Raw genomic sequence first — 19,665 nt, forward strand, 5'->3', positions numbered from 1 at the left:
GAATAGCATTATGAAAGTATCTACAAAAAAAGTTGCTTTTGTCGGATTGTTTATAGCTTTAGAGGTAGTTTTATCAGGGACATCAATACCTGTTGGTGCTACTAAAATAATGCCGCTACAACATACACTTAATGCTACTGCTGGTATTTTACTGGGGCCATGGTATGCGGTGGTAGCAGGTTTCTTTACTGCTGTTATGCGGGTTTCACTGGGAACGGGAACTATTTTTGCTTTTCCAGGGAGTGTTTTTGGGGGATTGGTAGTTGGTTATTTTTATAAGATAGGCAAAAAAGATTATGCTGCATTTACTGAGCCACTGGGTACTGCCCTGATAGGTGGAACATTAAGTGCACTTTTATTTGCCCCTGTAATTAATGCAGAAGGCAGTATCTGGTTTTTCATTTATCTTTTTGCTTTAAGTAGTGTACCAGGGGGTATTATTGGATATTTCTTTGTTAAATTAATTAGAAATGTATTGCCAAATATTAACTGGGAGGAATTATAATGCTTAAAAAAGCCTTAACTATTGCCGGGTCAGATTCTGGTGGTGGAGCAGGTATTCAGGCTGATTTGAAGACCTTTTCAGCACTTGGTGTTTATGGTTTGAGTGTTATTACTTCTATTACTGCCCAGAATACCACTGGGGTAATTGCTGTAGAGGATATTTCCCCTGCTATGGTGGCTAAACAAATAGATGCTGTGTTTAGTGATATTCAAATTGATGCTGTTAAGATAGGAATGGTTTCAAATAGGGAGATAATTAAGGTCATAGTAGAGGAATTAAGAAAATGGGATGTCAAGAATATAGTCCTTGACCCGGTTATGATGTCAGAGAGTGGTAGTAAACTTCTGGATGTCGAAGCTCGTTCTACATTAATTAAGGAGTTAATACCACTGGCTGATATTATAACACCAAATCTGTCTGAAGCCTCTGTATTACTGGAAAGAGATGTAATTACTTTGAAAGATATGGAAAAGGCTGTCGAGGAACTAACAAAAATGGGTTGTAGTTCTGTGCTGCTTAAAGGTGGTCATCTGACTGACAGGACTTTAGCTAAAATGACTACTAAGGCTATTGATGTTTATTATGATGGTCAATCATTATTAAGGTATCAGGCTGATAGGGTTAAAACTAGAAATATCCATGGGACAGGCTGTACCTATTCTTCAGCAATAGCTGCTTATCTTGCCTTTGGTTTTAAAATGGATAGATCAATAGCCAGGGCAAAAGATTATATTACAGGGGCTATCCAGAATAGTTTTAACATTGGAGAAGGAGCTGGCCCTACAAATCATTTTTATAATTTATGGAAGGAGAAAGGGGAATAATATGGATTGTACTAAAATTGTAAATAAACTTATTTATGAGAGGGAAAAAATCAGGGAAAAGAAACCTTTAATACATCATATAACTAATTATATAACAGCTAACGATTCTGCAAATATAACATTAAGTATTGGTGCTTCGCCTGTTATGGTTGATAACTCTGCTGAAATAAAAGAAATAATTCAAATGGCTGATGCCTTGGTCTTAAATATTGGTTCATTATCTCCTGGACAGGAAGAGGTCTGCCTAAAGGCTGTTGAACTGGCTAATAAAAGAGATGTTCCGGTTATCCTTGATCCAGTAGGGGCAGGGGCAATAAGTATTAGAAAGGAATTAGTTATCAGTTTATTGAGTGATTATAAGATTAATATAATCAAAGGGAATCTTGCTGAGATTAAATCAATTATAGATATACCTACCAGTGTAAAAGGAGTTGATTCGGAAGACACTATGGGGGGTGCTGGAGAAGCAGCACGGGAGTTGGCCTGGAAGTATAATACGATTACGGTTATTACCGGGAAACAGGATTTTATTAGTGATGGTCAAAGTATAGTAATCATTGATAATGGTGTCCCTTTACTGGCTATGGTAACAGGTACAGGGTGTATGACAGCATCACTGATAGGGGCTTTCTCTGCCGTAGAAGGAGGTAGTCTTTATGCTGCTGTAGGGGGAGTTTTAACTATGGGGATTGCTGGTCAGTTAGCAGCCAGGCAGTCAGCAGGCCCTGGTATGCTGCGTTATAAATTAATAGATGAAGTTTATCATATTAATGAAAATAAGTATAAAAAATTGGCTCAAATAAATTTTAAGAGCTAGTTTGAGTAATTTAATTTTGTCTTTGGGAAGGGGATTAAATTTAGGTAAAGATTAAATATAATGGCAAAAACTGACTCCCCTTTGACAAAGTAGGGTTAATTTAGTAAAATTGAAAACAAGATATGTGAAGGGATGTTCAATTCAGTCTCTTTACCATTATTTAGGGCTGATGCTTTTTTTTAGAGACCTGTCGAAAGGCGGGTTTTTTGTATTTTAGGGGCAAATCCTAATATTTGATTTAGAGGAATTATTTTTTATTAACACAATGATTAAACAAATATGATTTTTAATTAGATTTATTATAAAAGTTTAAATTTATTTTGTTGGATAAATGTAAGTAAGTAGTTTATATTATATTAAGATATATTTATCATATATTAAGAATATGAATTTGGAGAGCAGGATATAAATTTGAGATAAAGAATTAAAGATTTATAGTTGTTTGAGATAAGAATTGAGTTTATTTAAAACTATTTTTAAGATGAAATAAATATTTTGATTTTTCAATCTTAATAATAAATAGTTGTTAATGAAAGGAGACACTTATTAGTGAGGGAACGGAATGTAATTTCTATTATAATTATAATAATGACATTAATATTTGTATCAGCTTGTTCTCATCAGACTTCTCTTGAACAGAAAACTGCTGATTCTGATATAATTACAATAAACAACAAATTATTTAAAGGTACTAATTTTGAAAATTTAGAAATTCCAAGCAATTATAATATGAAAAAATTCAAAGGGATTACCCTTAATTTTATTGTTGAAAACAATATTAATGCTAATATTTTATCTCATGAAAGTGAAACCTTTTCCAGATTAACAGGGATAAATATCAAGATAAGAGCTATGGATTATGATACGTTAATTCAAAAAGTTAATTTAGATCTTTTATCTCAAGCAGGTGAATATCAAATAATTTATGTTGATCCTTATCAGACTTTAAACAGGTTTTATACACATCTTGAAATTCTTAATCCTTATATTAATAATTTTGATACACCAAATATAAAGGGTTTTCCTGAAGATTTTTTTAGCACTCAGATTTTAGTAGATTCATATTTTAAGGAGAAAGAAAATATTTATACAATTCCTTTTGATAGTACAACAATGATTTTATATTATAGAAAAGATATTTTTAATAAATATAAAGATGATTTTTTTGAAGATAAGGGCTATAATTGGAGGCCTGATAGTGAAGACTTTACCTGGGAGAAATATAGTGAAGTAGCAAGATGGATAGATAATAATATCCCTGATGAAGAAGTAAAATATGGAAGTGGCCAAATGGCCCAAAAACATAACTCCATTTTTTGCGAATTTTCTAATATACTCTCTGCTTATGGTGGAGATTACTTTAGTGACGAAAATATTAATACACTTGGTCTGGATAATTTCAGTGTAATTAATACTTTAGATAGTGATTTTATTCAGGCACTTGATATTTATAAAGAGGTAGTAAAAGCTTCCTCCCCAGAGAGTATTAACTGGAATTGGACCGATACAGCTAATGCTTTTAGAAATGGTGAAATAGCTATGATGGTAAATTGGGATGAAAATAGCACATATATAGAAAATGAGCAATCAAAGGTTAGAGGCAAAGTTGGATATGCTATTTTACCTTCTGGTGATGAAAGAAGTGCAAATATTTATGGTGGTTCGGGTATTGGAATAAATAAATATATTAGTAAAAAGGAAAAGGAGGCTGCCTGGCTTTATATTGTATGGGCCACCTCTAAAAATATGCAACTTAAGATTTTAAAACATCCTGAAGGTGGTAGTATGCCAATAAGAAAATCTGCTTATAAAGGTGATAATGAAATTCGAGAATATCTAAATGAGCCAAATGCAGAAGAGAAAAAAAATATTTCTTATAAACATATTAAAGCAGTGTTAAAGGCCTGGGAAAAAGAGAATATTTATTTGAGGCCTAAACTTAAGAATTTTTACCAGGTCGAGAAGATCCTTGTTAGTAATTTACATGAAATGGTAGAGAAAAATATAGATAGTAAAATAATAAGTGGAAAGATATTTAAGGAATTGAATGAAATAAAGTAATTAGCTAAAATGGAGGAAGTTTTGTGAAACAAATTAAATTTTTCAATTCTTTGCGGGTTAAACTAGGAATTATAACAATTTTTCTGATAGGTGTTCCTATTATAATTATAGCTATTATTTATTCTCATAATGTAAAAGATGTAATAATTCATAAATATACAGAAACTGCTATTGAGTCTGTTTATGAAACGGCTGAAAAAATAAATTTTGTTTTTAAAGATATTCAAAAATTTTCTACTGTAATTATATCAAATGAAGAACTACTCAAAATGGTAAAGGATTCTAGTGGATTAAATGAAAATGATTATAACTCTAAATTGAGAAGTTTTATTACAACTAGAGCTGATATAGAATCCATTCGACTTATACTTGGAGAAAAAACTTATTTGATTGGTGCAAATAGAAATAATTTTAGTAGAGAAATTACTCACAACCTTTTAGAGTCTTCTGGTGAGCCTGTTTGGATTTCAACGCAAAATGTTGAGGTTGAAATTCTGGCAGGTAAATTTGAAAAATATTATTTTACTTTGGCTCGAAAAATTATTGATTTTAATACACTTAAAAATTATGGTTTTCTTTTGATTGACCTTGATGAAGTGATTTTAGAACAGGCATATTCAAATATAAGGGAAGAAAATAATGGAGAAATTTTTATCTGTGATAAAGAAGGAAAAATTATAAGTCATCCTGATAAAAATAGAATAGGGAGTTTTATTAGTGATAAACCTTATGCTGCTCAGGTTTCTGAAAATAATAGTGGTTATGTAGAATATAAAAATAAAACTGATAAGCTTGCAATATATTCCACAATAGAAAATAGTGGTTGGAAAATCATAAAAACTATTTCAACAGATTATCTTTATAAAGAAATTAACCGTATTCAAAACTATATCATTTATGTAGGGATATTTTATGGATTTTTAATTATTTTATTTATGATAATTTTTTCTTTTCGTTATACAAAGCCAATGTTTAGAATGATGGGAGTAATAGAGAAAGTTGAAAAAGGAGATTTAACTGTTAGAATGGATGTTAATTGTAATGATGAAATAGGTCAACTGGGTGATAGCCTAAATAATATGATAGACGAAATGCAGAATTTAATTAATAAATTAATTAAAGAAGAAAGAGAAAAAAAGGAGGTCGAACTGGAGGCTCTACATGCTCAGATAAATCCGCACTTTCTTCATAACACTCTAAATACAATTAAATGGATGGCCAAAATAAATGGTAATGAAAGTGTAAGTAAAGCTATTACAGCACTTGTAAAATTGTTAAGAATAAGTACCAATTTGGGTAAAGATATGATTACTTTAGGAGAAGAAATAGAATATGTCAAAAATTATTTGTTTATTCATAGACTTAGGTTTAATGAATCAATAATTGTTAATTTTAATATGGAAGAAGACTGTCTTGATCAAATGGTTCCTAAGTTTATCTTACAGCCTGTAGTAGAAAATTCTATTATTTATGGGATGGAAAATGACCAGGTAGAGTTAAATATTATCATAAAAATATTTAAAAATAATGATAAGATAATTATTGAAATAATTGATAATGGTCCAGGTATAGATAATGAAACCTTAAAGAAAATTCTTACTACAGAATCTGATAGAAATAAATTTACAAAAGTGGGTCTAAATAATATTGATAGACGGTTAAAACTTTATTTTGGAAAGGAATATGGTGTTAAAATAAAATCTAAATTAGGTCAGGGTACAAAAGTGATCTTAATTTTACCAATCAAATAAACATTGTTATTTATAAAATGGAGAAAGTTAATAAATTTTGGTGATTAGGAGGAAGTATTTATGTACAAGGTTCTAATTATAGATGATGAAGTACTTGTCAGGGTTGGCCTTAAAACTACTATTGATTGGCAAAAGATAGGATTTACTGTTGTTGCTGATGCTTCTGATGGTGAACAGGGATATGCACAGTATAAAAAACACCAACCAGATGTTATTATAACAGATATTAAAATGCCAAAGGAAAATGGATTATCAATGATTGAGAAAATTAGAAAAGAAAATAAAAAAGTTATAATTCTGGTTTTAACTGTTTATGATGATTTTTCTTATGCCAGAAAGGCTTTAAAACTTGGTGCCGATGACTATATTTTAAAATCAGAAGTAGAAGATGAGGAACTAATAGAATTAATGTCAGGTATTAAAGAAAAAATTGATAAAAAAAATATAGCTAAGACAAAAAAGACAGAAATTACACGTGATTCTTTAAAAAGATCATTATTTAATGATATGTTAAAGAATAATTTTGATATAAATTCTAAAATAAAAAAGCGATGTAAAGAATTAGATTTTGCAGTTTCCAATACTGTTTTTGGTTTAGTAAGTATTATTATGAATGATCTCTTAGTTCAAGAAAAAAAGGAAAAGGAAAATCTTCAGAAAGTAAACAATGCAATTGCAAATATAATTTTTGATCAACTTTCAAGCCAAAATATTAATTTTATTTATAACAATGAATCAAATGATTATACTTTGTTGTTGTCTTCTCCCGGACTTAATAAAAATAAATTAAAAAATATTTTGAATTCAATAAGTAATGCTGCACAGCAATATTTTGGTGTTTTTGTTAAGATTTTTCACACGAATCTTTTTGAAAATATAGAAGCAATTTCTTCGAGGTATAAGTTTTTAATTGAAAAAACTAATATATTATTTTATAAAGATTTTCATAAAACTTTCATTAAAGAAAGTTCTGAGATAAAATTTAATAGATTAAATATTTTTGATTTAAAAAAGCAATATAATCAAAAGTTTATAAATTTTATTGGGGAGAAAAATTTAAAGCAGATAGAGATTTTAAATAAGAAAGTAAAAAGTTTTTTTGAAGATAATAATATTGAGCCCATGATTGTAAAAATATTTTATTCTAATTTGATTGCTGATATTTTTGATAATTATGAAGTAGTTTTTAAAGATAATAAAAAGATAAAGCATTTCGAATATTATCATTATAGGGTCATGCAATTTAAAGATTTAGATAGTGTAATAGAACTATTTTATGATTTAATTACTGCGGTTATTGTAGAGATAGATAATTGCAGGTATGATAATTCTAAATTCATTGTTAGTCGTGCTTTAAACTATATTCAAAGTAATTATGATAAACAAATATCATTAGAAAATATAGCTGATGGTCTGCATATGTCTAAAAATTATTTATGTAATATTTTTAAAGAAGAGACTGGTGAAAATACTTCTTTATATATCAATAAAGTTAAAATAGAAAAAGCTAAGAAAATGCTTTTGAAAAAAGATTATAGAATAAAAGAATTATACGAAAAAGTGGGATTTTCAAATCAATATTATTTTAGTAAAGTTTTTAAAAAAATAACAGGGATGACTGTTACAGAATATAAAAAGAAAAACAACTTATGATTTAATATTTTATTATGATGGTTATAATAAATTAATTAAATAAGGCTCTTTCATAATGGACCTTTTACATAATTGAATTGTTATCCAGACGATTAAAACGGAGCAGAATTTAGTAAAGGCAATTATGAAAGAGGCTGTTCTATTGTTTGACCGTAGGGAGTTTAGAACAGACCATAATTGGCTGATACTAAATTCGTTGCGGAGTTTTTGGATGGGAACAATCAATTATGCAAGACGCTTAAATAAGAAATTAGATTAAAAAACGCTTAACCTTTGTAGGTGCAGCGTTTTTTGTATTTAAAAGATGCTTAAAACAGTTAATAAATTAAAATAATATAATTAAATATTAAAATATAACAAAAAAACAGAATAAAAATATTTTTAAGAAAGTTACAAGTAATATTCTATATAAGTGGAATAATTGAATTCATTTATTTGACAGTAAAATAAAATTATACTTAATACACAGTAACTCAAGATAATATGTATCAAAAATCAAATTGGGGAGGTGTACTATGGGAGATAAAGTAAAACTGAAGATAGAAAATATAGAAAAATCTTTTCCTGGGGTAAAAGCACTGGATGATATCACCTTTTCTGTTCAAGAAGGTTCTGTTCATGTATTATGCGGTGAAAATGGTGCTGGTAAATCAACATTAATGAAGATAATTAATGGGGTTTATCAGCAGGATAAAGGTAATATATATATTGATGGTGAGCTAGTAGAAATAGATAATCCAATTGAAGCAAAAGAATATGGAATTTCGATGATTTTCCAGGAATTAAATTTTGTTCCAGAAATGACTGTTGAAGAAAATTTTATAGCTGGTAATTGGCCTACAAATAAATTGGGCAAGGTGAATTGGAAAGAAGTAAGGAAAAAGGCAAAAAATTTACTGAAAGAAGAAGGACTTGATTATAATCTTGAAACTAAATTAAAAATGCTTTCTATATCTGATATACAGCTGTTAGAAATTACAAAAGCTATTTCTTATGATGCCGATATAATTATAATGGATGAACCTACTTCTGCAATAAGTGAAAAAGAGACAGAAGTGCTTTTTAATAAAATATCTTCTCTTAGAGAACGGGGAAAAAGTATTATCTATATTTCTCATAAAATGGATGAAATATTTAAAATAGCTGATGAAATTACTGTCTTAAGAGATGGACAGGTAGTAGATACAAAACCAGCTGATGAATTAGATCAGGATCAGGTTGTTTCTCTTATGGTAGGTAGAAAACTTGCTCAAAGTTTTCCAAAAGAAGGTGTTGAAATTGGCAAAAAAATACTTGAAGTAAAAAATTTAAATAGACAAGGAGTTATAAGGGATATTAACTTTGATGTTCATAGAGGAGAAATTATTGGTTTTGCTGGTTTAGTTGGAGCTGGACGTACAGAAGTAATGCAAGCTTTATTTGGGTTAGATCCTTATGATTCAGGTATTATTAAAATAAAAGGCAAAGAAATTAAAGTTACAAATACTTGTGACAGTATAGATAATGGGCTGGTTATGCTTTCTGAAGATAGACGGAGATATGGGATAATTCCTGTCCGCAGTGTTAGAGAAAACATTACTTTATCAAAACTGGAAGAGTTTATTTATAATGGTAGATTACATGCCAAAGAAGAAAAGCAGGTTGTAAAAGATATGTGTTCTAAGATGAATATTAAAACTCCTACTATAGAAACAGATATTAATACTTTAAGTGGGGGTAACCAGCAGAAAGTGGTTTTAGCCAAATGGATGGTTAATGATCCTGATGTTTATCTTCTAGATGAACCTACCAGAGGTATTGATGTGGGGGCAAAATACGAAATTTATAAATTAATGATATCTTTGGCTAAACAGGGAAAAGGAATTGTAATGGTTTCATCAGAATTACCAGAGTTAATTGGTATGTGTGACAGAATATATGTAATGTCAGGAGGGACAATAACCGGTGAACTTAAAAGAGAAGAATTTTCTCAAAAAGCAATAATGAAACTGGCTGTAGGATTAAAATCATAGAAAGAGTGGTGATAGCGTGAAATTAGATTTAGATAGGAATTTTTCTAAATTAAAACAAAAATATGGAATACTTTTAGTTTTGATATTACTTATTACAGTTGCTTCATTTATAAATGGCAATTTCTTAACTATAAGAAATATAACTAATATATCAAGACAAATTTCCATAACAACTATTTTAGCTTTTGGAGAAACAATATTAATTATTTCTGGAATGTTAGACCTTTCTTCGGGTTCGGTGCTTGCTTTATCAGGTTTATTATCTGTTTCTGTATTTAAAATGACAGGCTCATTATTAATAGCGTTTATTATAGCAATTGCTGTAGCTGTTTTTTGTAATATTTTGAGTGGCATTATGGTTACTAAATTTAAAACCCCTCCATTTATAGCTACACTTGCTATGCTGGCTATGGCACGTGGTGCAGCTTTATTATATACAAATGGACAGAATATTTATCAGATAGGAGAGTATACAGTATTTGGACAAGGATCAATCGGAGTTATTCCTACTCCAATTATATTTTTAGTATTAATTGGTCTACTTACTTGGTATATTCTTAAACATACAAGACTTGGAAGGTCTCTTTATTCAATTGGGGGAAATGAGGAAGCTTCTATTGCCTCTGGAATTGATGTAAATAAAAATAAAATGATAGCGTTTATTATTAATGGTGTTTTTGTTGGTATAGCAGGTGTAATTTTTATGTCTCGTGTTAATGCTGGTCTTCCAAATGGAGCTCAGGGATTTGAGTTTGAAGCCTTGACCTCATCTATCATTGGTGGAACAAGTTTTTCTGGTGGTATTGGTACAGCTGGGGGGACTGTTATAGGGGCTTTTATAGTAGGAACTTTAAATAATATAATGAATCTCTCAGGGGTTAATTCATACTTACAACAAATTATTCGCGGTGCAATTATAGCTCTGGCAGTAATATATGATACTTATTCTAAGAATGTAAAGATCAAAAGTAAATTAGCTAAGGTAAAAGAGGAGTAAATCTTATTACTAAAGTGAATTATGTTTTATTGGTTGAAATGGCTAGTGCCGTTTTAATAAAAAAAATGAGGAGGGAATTATATTGAAAAAAGGTTTAATTATGATGATGATTTTAGTTTTTAGTGTATTGGCAGTTGGTGGTATAAGTGTTATGGCACAGGAAAATTATAAAATAGCTTATATAGCTAGAGCCCAGGGGGATTCTTTTGCAGCCTGGTTAGCTAACTCAGTGGAAAAAGAAGCTGAAAAATATAAGAATATTGAGGTTAAAGTATTTGATGGCCAGGCTTCTGATGCCAAACAGAATTCTTTAATTGAAAATTCAATTACTAATCAGTTTGATTTAGTAATTATTCAGCCTAATAATGGAGAAGCTCAGAGACCATATGCTGAAAAAGTAGTTGAAGCAGGAATAGAATTGATAACAACTAACGCCCGCATTGAAGGTATTGAAGGTGCTTCTTCTGTTGATGCTAATCCATATGCTCAGGCAGCAGTTAATGCCCGTAAAGCAGTTGAGCAAATACCTCAAAATGCCAATGTAGTTGTATTAAACGGACCTCCAGGAAACTTCCATGCTTCTGAAAGACGCAAAGCCTGGGAACAAGAATTTTTTAAAAAACGTCCTGATGTAGAAATTGTTGGTGAACAAATTGCTAACTGGAATAAAGGTGAAGCTATGAGATATATGGAAGACTGGGTTATGTCTAATGATAAAATTGATGCTATAATCTCAATGAATGATAATATGGCAGCTGGGGCTTTAGAAGTTGTTAAAAATGATTCACAGTTCGAAGATATTCTGGCATATGGTGTAGATGGTACTGCTGAGGCTTGTTTATTAATTAAGGAAGGAAAAATGACTTCTACTACTATGCAGAGTGCCTACGCTTTGGCTGAAAAACTATTATGGGCTTCTAATCTTCTTTTAACTAATGAAGTAATTGAGATTCATACAGATATTAGTAATCCATTAGTTACACAGGAAAATGTAGATGAATATCTTGAAATGCACAAAGAGGCAGGTAATCTCTAATAATTATTAGAGATTATCGTTTTAAATAGATAGATTTAGTTTAAAAGTTATTGTAATACAATATCAAAAGCACACCTGAGTATATAAGATTATATACTTGGTTGTGCTTAATTGTAAATGACAATATTTCCTAAAAATAGTATAAGAAAGGGAGATTTATAATGGATAAAATGAAAGTAGCTTTAATGCCAGAGCCGGGTAAAATGGAAATTATAGAAAGAAATATACCTGAGATAAAAGATAATGAAGTTCTTGTAAAAATAGAACATGTTGGATTATGTGGTTCAGATCTGCATTATTATGAACATGGTAGAATCGGTGATTTTATTGTTAAAGACCCGATAGTACTTGGTCATGAATCTGCAGGTAGAGTTGTTAAGACAGGAAAAAATACTGAAAAACTGGAAGTAGGAGATTATATTACTTTAGAGCCAGGTATTCCCTGTGGTATATGTGAATTCTGTAAAACAGGAAGATATAATCTTTGTCCAGATGTAGAATTTTTAGCAACTCCACCGTATGATGGAGCCTTTGCAGAATATTTAGCTTATCCAGAAAATATGTGTTTTAAACTTCCTGAAGGAATGGATACTGTTGAAGGTGCTCTTATTGAGCCTTTATCAGTTGGTTTTCATGCTGCCAATCAAGCTGATGCTAAAATTGGAGATACAGCAGTGGTATTAGGGGCAGGGTGTATAGGATTAGCTACATTAATGGCTCTTATGGCGAGAGGTATCAAAGAAGTTTATATGGCTGATTTGATAGATTTAAGATTAAATAAAGCTAGAGAAATTGGTGCTACTGAAGTATTTAATGCAAAGAAAGTTAATGCTGTAGAAGAGGTCATGAAGATGACAGATGGACAGGGTGTTGATCTAGTTATAGATACTGCAGGAAGTAAAATCACAGCACAGCAGACTGTTGAACTCGTTAAACGCGGTGGTAAAATTGTGCTTGTAGGAATGGCCGCAGACCCAGTATTCAAATTTGATTTTGGAAAATTACAAGCTAAAGAAGTACTTATCAATACTGTGTTTAGATATAGAAATATTTATCCTTCTGCTATTAAAGCTGTTGGGAGTGATTTAATAGATATAAAACAGATAGTTACTGACACTTTTGGATTCTTAGAAATTAAGGAAGCTTTTGATTATAATATAGAAAACAAAGATAAGACTGTTAAAATTGTTATTGATATGAATGAATAACCATAGAAAAAATAATAATTTGAAAATAATATTTAGGATCCACGATTTTTTAATTAACTTAAGTTTTTCATTGTAGAATTTGATTAATTTTATGGAAAGGGATTGAATTTAATAAATAAATATATTATAATAGTAAACAATATAAAAATCGAAATATAATTAAATCATTGAACAGGAATATTAGGTATGTTTTGCTGAAAAAAGAGAGCTAATGGTAGGTGAAAATTAGCCAGCAGACTGCTGAATCCACCTGGGAGTGATATAGTGAAAGTAGAGTAGTTATATCCGGGTCTGTCCGTTACAACAGCTGAGTGGTCCTATAGTATATTGTAAGCGATGGGATCATAAGGGTGGCACCGCGGGAAGTTAACTCCTCGTCCCTTCAGGGATGGGGAGTTTTTTAATTTTAGTTATATTAAAAAACTAGAAGGGGGATGTAATATGTTAGATTTAAGGTTTGTTCGTGAGAATACAGAGGTAGTGGCAGAAGCACTGAAAAAGAGGGGAAAGGATATTTCCTTAGATGAATTTATTAAACTGGATGAGGAGAGGAGAGAGATTCTTTATGAGGCCGAACAGTTAAAACATAAGCGGAACACTGTTTCTGCTCAGATAGGGAAGTTAAAAAGGGCAGGGGAAGAGGCCAGTGAGATAATCTCTGAAATGAAGGAAGTTTCTAATAAGATAAAAGACTATGATGAGAGGTTAAATGAGATAGAAGATAGTTTATCCAGTATACTCCTTGGGATACCAAATATACCTCATGAAAGTGTACCTTTTGGAAAGGATGAGGATGATAATGTAGAGGTAAGGAAATGGGGGGAACCAAGGGAGTTTGATTTTGAATATAAAGCCCACTGGGACCTGGGAGAGGAACTGGATATTCTGGATTTTGAGCGGGCGTCAAAGGTAACAGGGGCACGGTTTACTTTCCTTAAAGGGGCAGGTGCCAGGCTGGAGAGGAGCCTGATTAATTTCATGCTGGATTTTCATGTTAAGGAACACGGCTATACAGAGGTATTTCCTCCCTTTATTGCCAATGCTGATAGTGCTACAGGTACCGGCCAACTCCCCAAGTTTGCCGAAGATATGTTTAAACTTGAGGAGCTGGATTATTACCTGATTCCTACTGCTGAAGTGCCTGTTACCAATATGTATCGTCAAGAAATTCTTAGTGCTGATGAATTACCCATAAATCATGTAGCATATAGTGCCTGTTTCCGGGCAGAGGCAGGAGCACACGGTAGGGATACCAGGGGGATCATCAGACAGCATCAATTTAATAAGGTAGAGATGGTAAAGTTTGTAGAGTCTGTGGAATCATATAATGAACTAGAGAAAATAACACAAAATGCGGAAGAGATACTCCAGGAACTGGGGCTGCCTTACCGGGTAGTAATCCTTTGTACTGGTGACCTTACTTTTTCTTCAGCCAAGACCTATGATATAGAGGTCTGGATGCCAGCCTATAATACCTATCGAGAGATATCTTCCTGCAGTAATTTTGAGGATTTTCAGGCCAGACGGGCAGGTATAAGGTATAGGCCTGCACCAAAGGCCAGGACTGAATTTGTTCATACGCTTAACGGTTCTGGTCTGGCAGTCGGCAGAACAGTAGCAGCTATTCTAGAGAATTATCAAAATGAAGATGGGACTGTTACCGTTCCAGAGGTATTAAGACCATACATGGGTATTGACATTATTAAATAGCTTTAAAATGATTACATTTCTACAGCTGTAGTTGAGCTAGTAGGATGTAATCTTTTTTAGAGGCTAATATAGTATGATTAGATGATTAGGGAAATTATGCAATTTTAAAATTGTGGATAACTTTAAAGGCCGACAAATATATTTGTCTGGTTAATAGTTTGCTGATTAACTATGGGTAATAAATAGTTTGAGTTAAGAAAGTTGATGTTTTGATTAAGTCTGGGTGGCGTAGCCATTTTGTTCATTCAAAATTAAATTAAGGTGGGGGATTTTATGGAGAAAATAAAGGTAATTGCCCATCGTGGTGCAGCTGCTTATGCACCTGAAAATACACTTACTTCTTTTGAAAAAGCGGTGGATATGGGTGTTGATGGTCTGGAGCTGGATGTTCATCTCAGTAAGGATAGGGAAGTTGTTGTTATTCATGATGAAAGGATAGATCGGACCAGTAATGGTACAGGCTTTGTTAAAGATTTAACTCTGGCAGAACTAAAGAATTTCGATTTCGGCAGCTGGTTTAACATGAATTTTTGTCAAACTAAAATACCTACTTTAGAAGAGGTTATTAAACTCCTGGATAGAAAAAAGTGGACAGGTTTATTAAATATCGAAATAAAAAGTGGTATTGTTATTTATCCTGGTATTGAAGAGAAACTCATTGATATAGTAAAAGAAAATAACCTAGGGGATAGGGTAATATTTTCTTCTTTTAATCATCAGTGTTTAAAAGTAATAAAAGAAATTGAAGAAAAAGCAGAGATTGGTTTACTTTATGTTTCTAATATTATTGATCCCTGGTTATATGCTGAATATCTGGGGGCTGCTGCTTTACATCCTGAATTTCATATTGTTTATAATAACCCCCATTTGGTAGAAAAATGCAGAGAGAAATCTATTGCTATAAATACCTACACAGTAGATAAGGAAAAACATTTGACGGGGCTATTTAAATATAAAATTGATGGTATTATTACTAATAAACCGGATTTAGCCTTGAAAGTTCGTAGGAAGATCAATAAAATTGCAATATATAAGAGAGTATAAGACAAGGACCATTTTTTGGAATTGTTATTTTAAATAATTTCTTGACAATAATAAATGATTTTGATAAAATTATATTAAATTAGGTGGGATACCCCACTGCTACATCAAAATGGAGCTGTATTTATGAAAATTAGTATAAATAAAAATAGTCATATTCCTATATATTTTCAAATACAAAAGCAGATTAGAAAAGCAATTGAAAAAGTTAAGATAAAGCCTGGAGAGCAGTTGCCAACAGAAAGAGAATTAAGTTCAAATCTAGGAGTTAGCAGGGTTACTATTAGAAAAGCAATGAGAGGTTTAATAATGGAAGGCCTCTGTGAAAAAAAATCTGGTAAGGGGATTTTCGTTGCTGATAAAAAGCTGATCATGAATATTCAAAATCTTGAAGGTACTACACAATTTATCAAGCGATTTGGCTTTGATATTAAAACATCAGTTATTGACAAGAAAATCATTAAGTCTGAAGAAAATCTATCAAGTAAATTAGAGTTAGTTGAAGGTAGTGATGTTTTATTTTTAAAAAGAGTTAGGTATGTTAAAGGGGAACCTGTGATGTTGGAAGAAACTTATCTTCCTTTATATTTATTTGAAAATATAGAGATTGAGGATTTAAATAGATCTCTTTATAATGTTTTAAATCATAAGTATAATATAAAACCTGCTCGTTCAAAGGGTGTGTATAACATACGTATTTCAGGTGAAAAAGAATCTGAAATATTAAATTTGAAATTAAATACCCCTCTTCTTGTCAAAAAAGCAACTTCTTATACAAGTGAAGAAATTCCTTTTGAATATAATATTGCTAAGTATCGCACAGATAAATTTGAATTTATAATTGATTTGAAATCAAATTAATGACTATAAGGTTGTAATTAGGGTTAATATTTTGGAGGAGATTTTTTTGATTTTTTAGAGGGGTAGCCCACAATCCCAATAAATTAAATTTAATTTTGGAGGTAATGGTTATGAAAGTCATAGGACTTGGTGATAGTGTAGTAGATAAGTATTTAGATTTAAACGAGATGTTCCCTGGTGGAAATGCTTTAAATTTTAGCGTATATGCTAAAAAGCTGGGTTTTGATTCAGCATACATGGGTATATTAGGTGATGATGAGCCTGGTGCACATATTATAAAGACTTTAAAAAAATATAAGATTGATATTTCCCATTGTCGGGTATATAAAGGAGAAACTGGTTATGCAGAAGTCAATTTAGATGATGGAGAGAGGGTCTTTGTTGGTGGTAATAAGGGTGGAGTATTATATGAGAATAGTTTTAAAGTATTTCAAAAAGATTTGGAATATTTAGGTCATTTTGATTTAATTCATACAAGCTGTTTCAGCAATATTGAAGAGAGCTTAGAGAAATTAAAAAAATTAAATGTGCCTATTTCTTTTGATTTTTCAAGCAACATAAGTGAGCATTATTTAAAAGAAATATGTCCTAAAATTGATTTTGGAATAATATCTTGCAGTAATATATCTGTAAATGAGACTAAAAATAAACTGAAAACTGTAGTTGAATTGGGGTGTGATTTTGCCCTGGCAACAAGGGGAGAACAAGGTGCATATCTGTATTACCAAAATGAGTATTTTTACCAAAGTGCTCACAAAGTTGTTCCTTTAGATACACTTGGTGCAGGGGATTCTTTTCTTACATCTTTTCTGATGGATTATATGTCGAAATCTAATTTTTCAGTGGAGGTGATAAAAAAATCGCTTGCTAGGGCAGCTAAATTTGCTGCTGAGACTTGTTTGGTAAATGGGGCTTTTGGAGAAGGCAAAAAAATCAACTAAATTAACTAAGGAGAGATTTAAATTGAGAAGAAGAGTAGGGTTATTTTTAATTGTATTAGCTTTTACTGTAATTTTTACTAGTGTAGTTGTGGCCCAGGATATAGTACATTTAAATTTCATGCATAGATGGACACGGAGTCCGGATAACGAATTTTTAGCAGAAATAGCAAAGAATTTTGAGAAGGAGAATCCCAATATAGATGTTAAAGTAACTGCTATATCAAATAATCCATATAAGGAAAAGATTAAAATTGTTTTAGGCACTGATAATGCACCTGATGTTTTCTTTACTTGGCCTGGTGAATTCACAAATCGTTTTATTCGGGAAGACAAGGTGCTTGATTTAACAAAATATATGGAAGATGGTTGGCAAGGTGATTTTGTCCCATCTATCCTTGAACCGTTTAAATATAATGGTCGAATTTATGGTGCACCTTACCGTATGGATGGAAAGGTATTTGTTTATAACAAAGAGATATTTAAAGAAGTTGGGGTTAAAGAGCCTGAAAACTTTAGTGAATTAATTGAAATCTGTAAAAAAATAAAAGAGGCTGGTATTACTCCGATTGCTTTTGGTAATTTACACTCCTGGCCAATTTCTCATTACATTGGGCAGCTAAATGCTTACCATGTTCCATATGATGTTTATCAAAAAGACCTGGATCCTACTACAGGGACATTTGAAGACCCGGGATATGTTGAAGCACTAAACGATTATCAAGAATTGGTACCATATTTCAATTCTAGTCCAAATGCTATTACCCATAACCAAGCTAGGGCTAATTTCCTAAATGGTGGGGCAGCTATGATGTATATAGAAATAATTGAAGTGCCTGAAATAATGAGAGCAAGAGAGGACATAGTATTTCAAGAAAAATATAATATATTTAAGATGCCTTTCCCGGAGGATGGAAAAGGAGGTCCTGATTATCTAGTGGGATACCCCGAGGGTTTTGTGGTTTCTTCAAATACAAAACATCCAGTTGAGGCTATAAAGTTCCTCAAATATTTAACCAGCAAAAAAGTAGGGAAATTAGAAGCTAAAGAAACTGGTTTTATTAATGGGATTAAAAATGTTGTAGAAAAAGGAGAAGTAAATGATGCTATATATAATTCTTCAAAATTAGTGCTTAATACTGAAAGATTAGTTAACTGGTTTGATTCGGCGCTTCACTCCGAAATATGGGCTGTTGCTAGAGAAGAACTACAGAAGTTAACTGATGGAGTTACAACACCTGAAAAAACTATGAAGAAAATCAGAGATAAAACAAAAGAAGTAAGGCAAGAGTTGAACTAGTATATGTTTTGTAATTACTGTGAAATAGTATTAATACTATTTCACAGTAATTTATAGAGGGGAGTGAGTTGGCAGTGAAAAGGGGAAAATATATTCCTTGGGTATTTCTAGCACCTACTTTAATCTTTATTGGAATTTTTGTCTATATCCCAATAATCCAAAATTTTTATTTTAGTTTTTTTAGAATGAATAGTTATAGTGTTAATACTGAATTCCTGGGACTAAAAAACTATCTAGACATTTTTAATGATGATGTATTTTATACAGCCATAATTAATAATTGCTGGTATGCTGTAATTTCATTAACTTGTCAAGTGGGTTTTGGTTTAATGATTGCTATCTTTGTAGAAAGCAAATTTTTAAGCAATAAAGCAAAACAATTTTTTCGCACTATTTATTTTATTCCTTCTGTTATAGCTATTACTGCTGTAGGTTTAGCCTTTTACTTTATATATAATCCTACCTTAGGATTATTAAACTCAGTAATTGAAATATTTATAGGTAGAAATTTTGATTTTGCCTGGCTTGGTAACCCGAAAACTGCAATATTTGCAATAATTGCGATGAGTCAATGGCAGTGGACTGGATATATAGCAATGTTATTAATTGTAGCTATCCAGAGAATACCAGTTGAATTATATGAGAGTGCTGATTTAGATGGGGCTAATTTTTTTCAGAAGGCTATCTATGTAACTATTCCACAAATAAGGGAAATGCTTTTGGTAGCTTCAGTAATTACTGTAATAGGTGCTTTTAAACTTTTTGCTGAAGTGTTTGTAACAACAAGAGGTGCGCCTTATGGTTCCAGTCATGTATTAGGAACTTATATGTATGAGACTGCATTTTTTCACGATAAAATGGGGTATGCAGCTGCAATAGCAGCAATAATATTTATTATTACATTTATAGCATCTATAATTCAAATTAAAATAGGAGGCAGTGAGAATTGAG

Annotated in this window: 17 protein-coding genes and 1 other annotated feature; all 17 genes read left to right on the forward strand. The window is 31.3% G+C overall.

The genetic code is table 11. The features are described 5' to 3' along the window. The first annotated feature begins 10 nt into the window (after window positions 1–10). The 17 genes from thiW to D7D81_RS02965 all read left to right on the forward strand — a co-directional run bounded on the left by thiW (window position 11) and on the right by D7D81_RS02965 (window position 19,664). The gene (thiW, locus tag D7D81_RS02890) at window positions 11–505 is read left to right on the forward strand and encodes an energy coupling factor transporter S component ThiW (RefSeq protein WP_205739320.1); all 495 of its coding nucleotides are present in this window, start codon (window positions 11–13) and stop codon (window positions 503–505) included. Beyond that, on the forward strand, window positions 505–1,329 hold the full coding sequence (gene thiD, locus D7D81_RS02895; protein ID WP_125987144.1) for a bifunctional hydroxymethylpyrimidine kinase/phosphomethylpyrimidine kinase: 825 nt from the start codon (window positions 505–507) through the stop codon (window positions 1,327–1,329). Before thiW ends, thiD begins: the two co-directional genes overlap by 1 nt. A 1-nt stretch (window position 1,330) precedes the next feature. Next, a complete protein-coding gene (gene thiM / locus D7D81_RS02900; RefSeq protein WP_125987146.1) occupies window positions 1,331–2,146 on the forward strand; it encodes a hydroxyethylthiazole kinase in 816 nt (271 codons plus the stop codon). A gap of 588 nt (window positions 2,147–2,734) precedes the next feature. After that, on the forward strand, window positions 2,735–4,207 hold the full coding sequence (locus D7D81_RS02905) for an extracellular solute-binding protein (protein WP_125987148.1): 1,473 nt from the start codon (window positions 2,735–2,737) through the stop codon (window positions 4,205–4,207). A gap of 23 nt (window positions 4,208–4,230) precedes the next feature. Continuing rightward, complete coding sequence (locus D7D81_RS02910; RefSeq protein ID WP_125987150.1) at window positions 4,231–5,958, forward strand: sensor histidine kinase; 1,728 nt, start codon at window positions 4,231–4,233, stop codon at window positions 5,956–5,958. A gap of 60 nt (window positions 5,959–6,018) precedes the next feature. After that, window positions 6,019–7,611 (forward strand): response regulator transcription factor, encoded by a 1,593-nt coding sequence (locus tag D7D81_RS02915; RefSeq protein WP_125987152.1) that lies wholly within the window; start codon window positions 6,019–6,021, stop codon window positions 7,609–7,611. A 124-nt stretch (window positions 7,612–7,735) separates the two neighbouring features. Next, window positions 7,736–7,870 (forward strand): hypothetical protein, encoded by a 135-nt coding sequence (locus tag D7D81_RS20000; protein ID WP_286170128.1) that lies wholly within the window; start codon window positions 7,736–7,738, stop codon window positions 7,868–7,870. Between the two features lie 256 nt (window positions 7,871–8,126). Continuing rightward, window positions 8,127–9,623, forward strand: coding sequence for a sugar ABC transporter ATP-binding protein (locus D7D81_RS02920; protein ID WP_125987154.1), 1,497 nt, complete (start codon window positions 8,127–8,129; stop codon window positions 9,621–9,623). A 16-nt stretch (window positions 9,624–9,639) separates the two neighbouring features. Next, window positions 9,640–10,620, forward strand: coding sequence for an ABC transporter permease (locus D7D81_RS02925; RefSeq protein WP_125987156.1), 981 nt, complete (start codon window positions 9,640–9,642; stop codon window positions 10,618–10,620). Between the two features lie 106 nt (window positions 10,621–10,726). Beyond that, entirely contained in the window at window positions 10,727–11,656 is a 930-nt protein-coding gene (locus tag D7D81_RS02930) for a sugar ABC transporter substrate-binding protein (RefSeq protein ID WP_353622107.1), read from the forward strand. Between the two features lie 158 nt (window positions 11,657–11,814). After that, the gene (locus tag D7D81_RS02935) at window positions 11,815–12,864 is read left to right on the forward strand and encodes an NAD(P)-dependent alcohol dehydrogenase (protein ID WP_353622108.1); all 1,050 of its coding nucleotides are present in this window, start codon (window positions 11,815–11,817) and stop codon (window positions 12,862–12,864) included. 158 nt (window positions 12,865–13,022) lie between these two features. After that, window positions 13,023–13,249, forward strand: a binding site (T-box leader). A gap of 56 nt (window positions 13,250–13,305) precedes the next feature. After that, window positions 13,306–14,574, forward strand: coding sequence for a serine--tRNA ligase (serS, locus tag D7D81_RS02940; protein ID WP_125987158.1), 1,269 nt, complete (start codon window positions 13,306–13,308; stop codon window positions 14,572–14,574). Between the two features lie 273 nt (window positions 14,575–14,847). Further along, a complete protein-coding gene (locus D7D81_RS02945) occupies window positions 14,848–15,618 on the forward strand; it encodes a glycerophosphodiester phosphodiesterase (RefSeq protein ID WP_125987160.1) in 771 nt (256 codons plus the stop codon). Window positions 15,619–15,741: 123 nt separating this feature from the next. After that, entirely contained in the window at window positions 15,742–16,476 is a 735-nt protein-coding gene (locus tag D7D81_RS02950) for a GntR family transcriptional regulator (RefSeq protein ID WP_125987162.1), read from the forward strand. Window positions 16,477–16,586: 110 nt separating this feature from the next. Beyond that, on the forward strand, window positions 16,587–17,417 hold the full coding sequence (locus tag D7D81_RS02955; protein WP_164522092.1) for a fructoselysine 6-kinase: 831 nt from the start codon (window positions 16,587–16,589) through the stop codon (window positions 17,415–17,417). Between the two features lie 22 nt (window positions 17,418–17,439). Beyond that, window positions 17,440–18,714, forward strand: coding sequence for an ABC transporter substrate-binding protein (locus D7D81_RS02960; RefSeq protein WP_164522093.1), 1,275 nt, complete (start codon window positions 17,440–17,442; stop codon window positions 18,712–18,714). 74 nt (window positions 18,715–18,788) lie between these two features. Next, window positions 18,789–19,664, forward strand: coding sequence for a carbohydrate ABC transporter permease (locus D7D81_RS02965; RefSeq protein ID WP_286170379.1), 876 nt, complete (start codon window positions 18,789–18,791; stop codon window positions 19,662–19,664). The last annotated feature ends 1 nt before the right edge of the window (window position 19,665 follow it).

Source organism: Halocella sp. SP3-1, from assembly GCF_003953885.1.
GTDB lineage: Bacteria > Bacillota > Halanaerobiia > Halanaerobiales > DTU029 > Iocasia > Iocasia fonsfrigidae.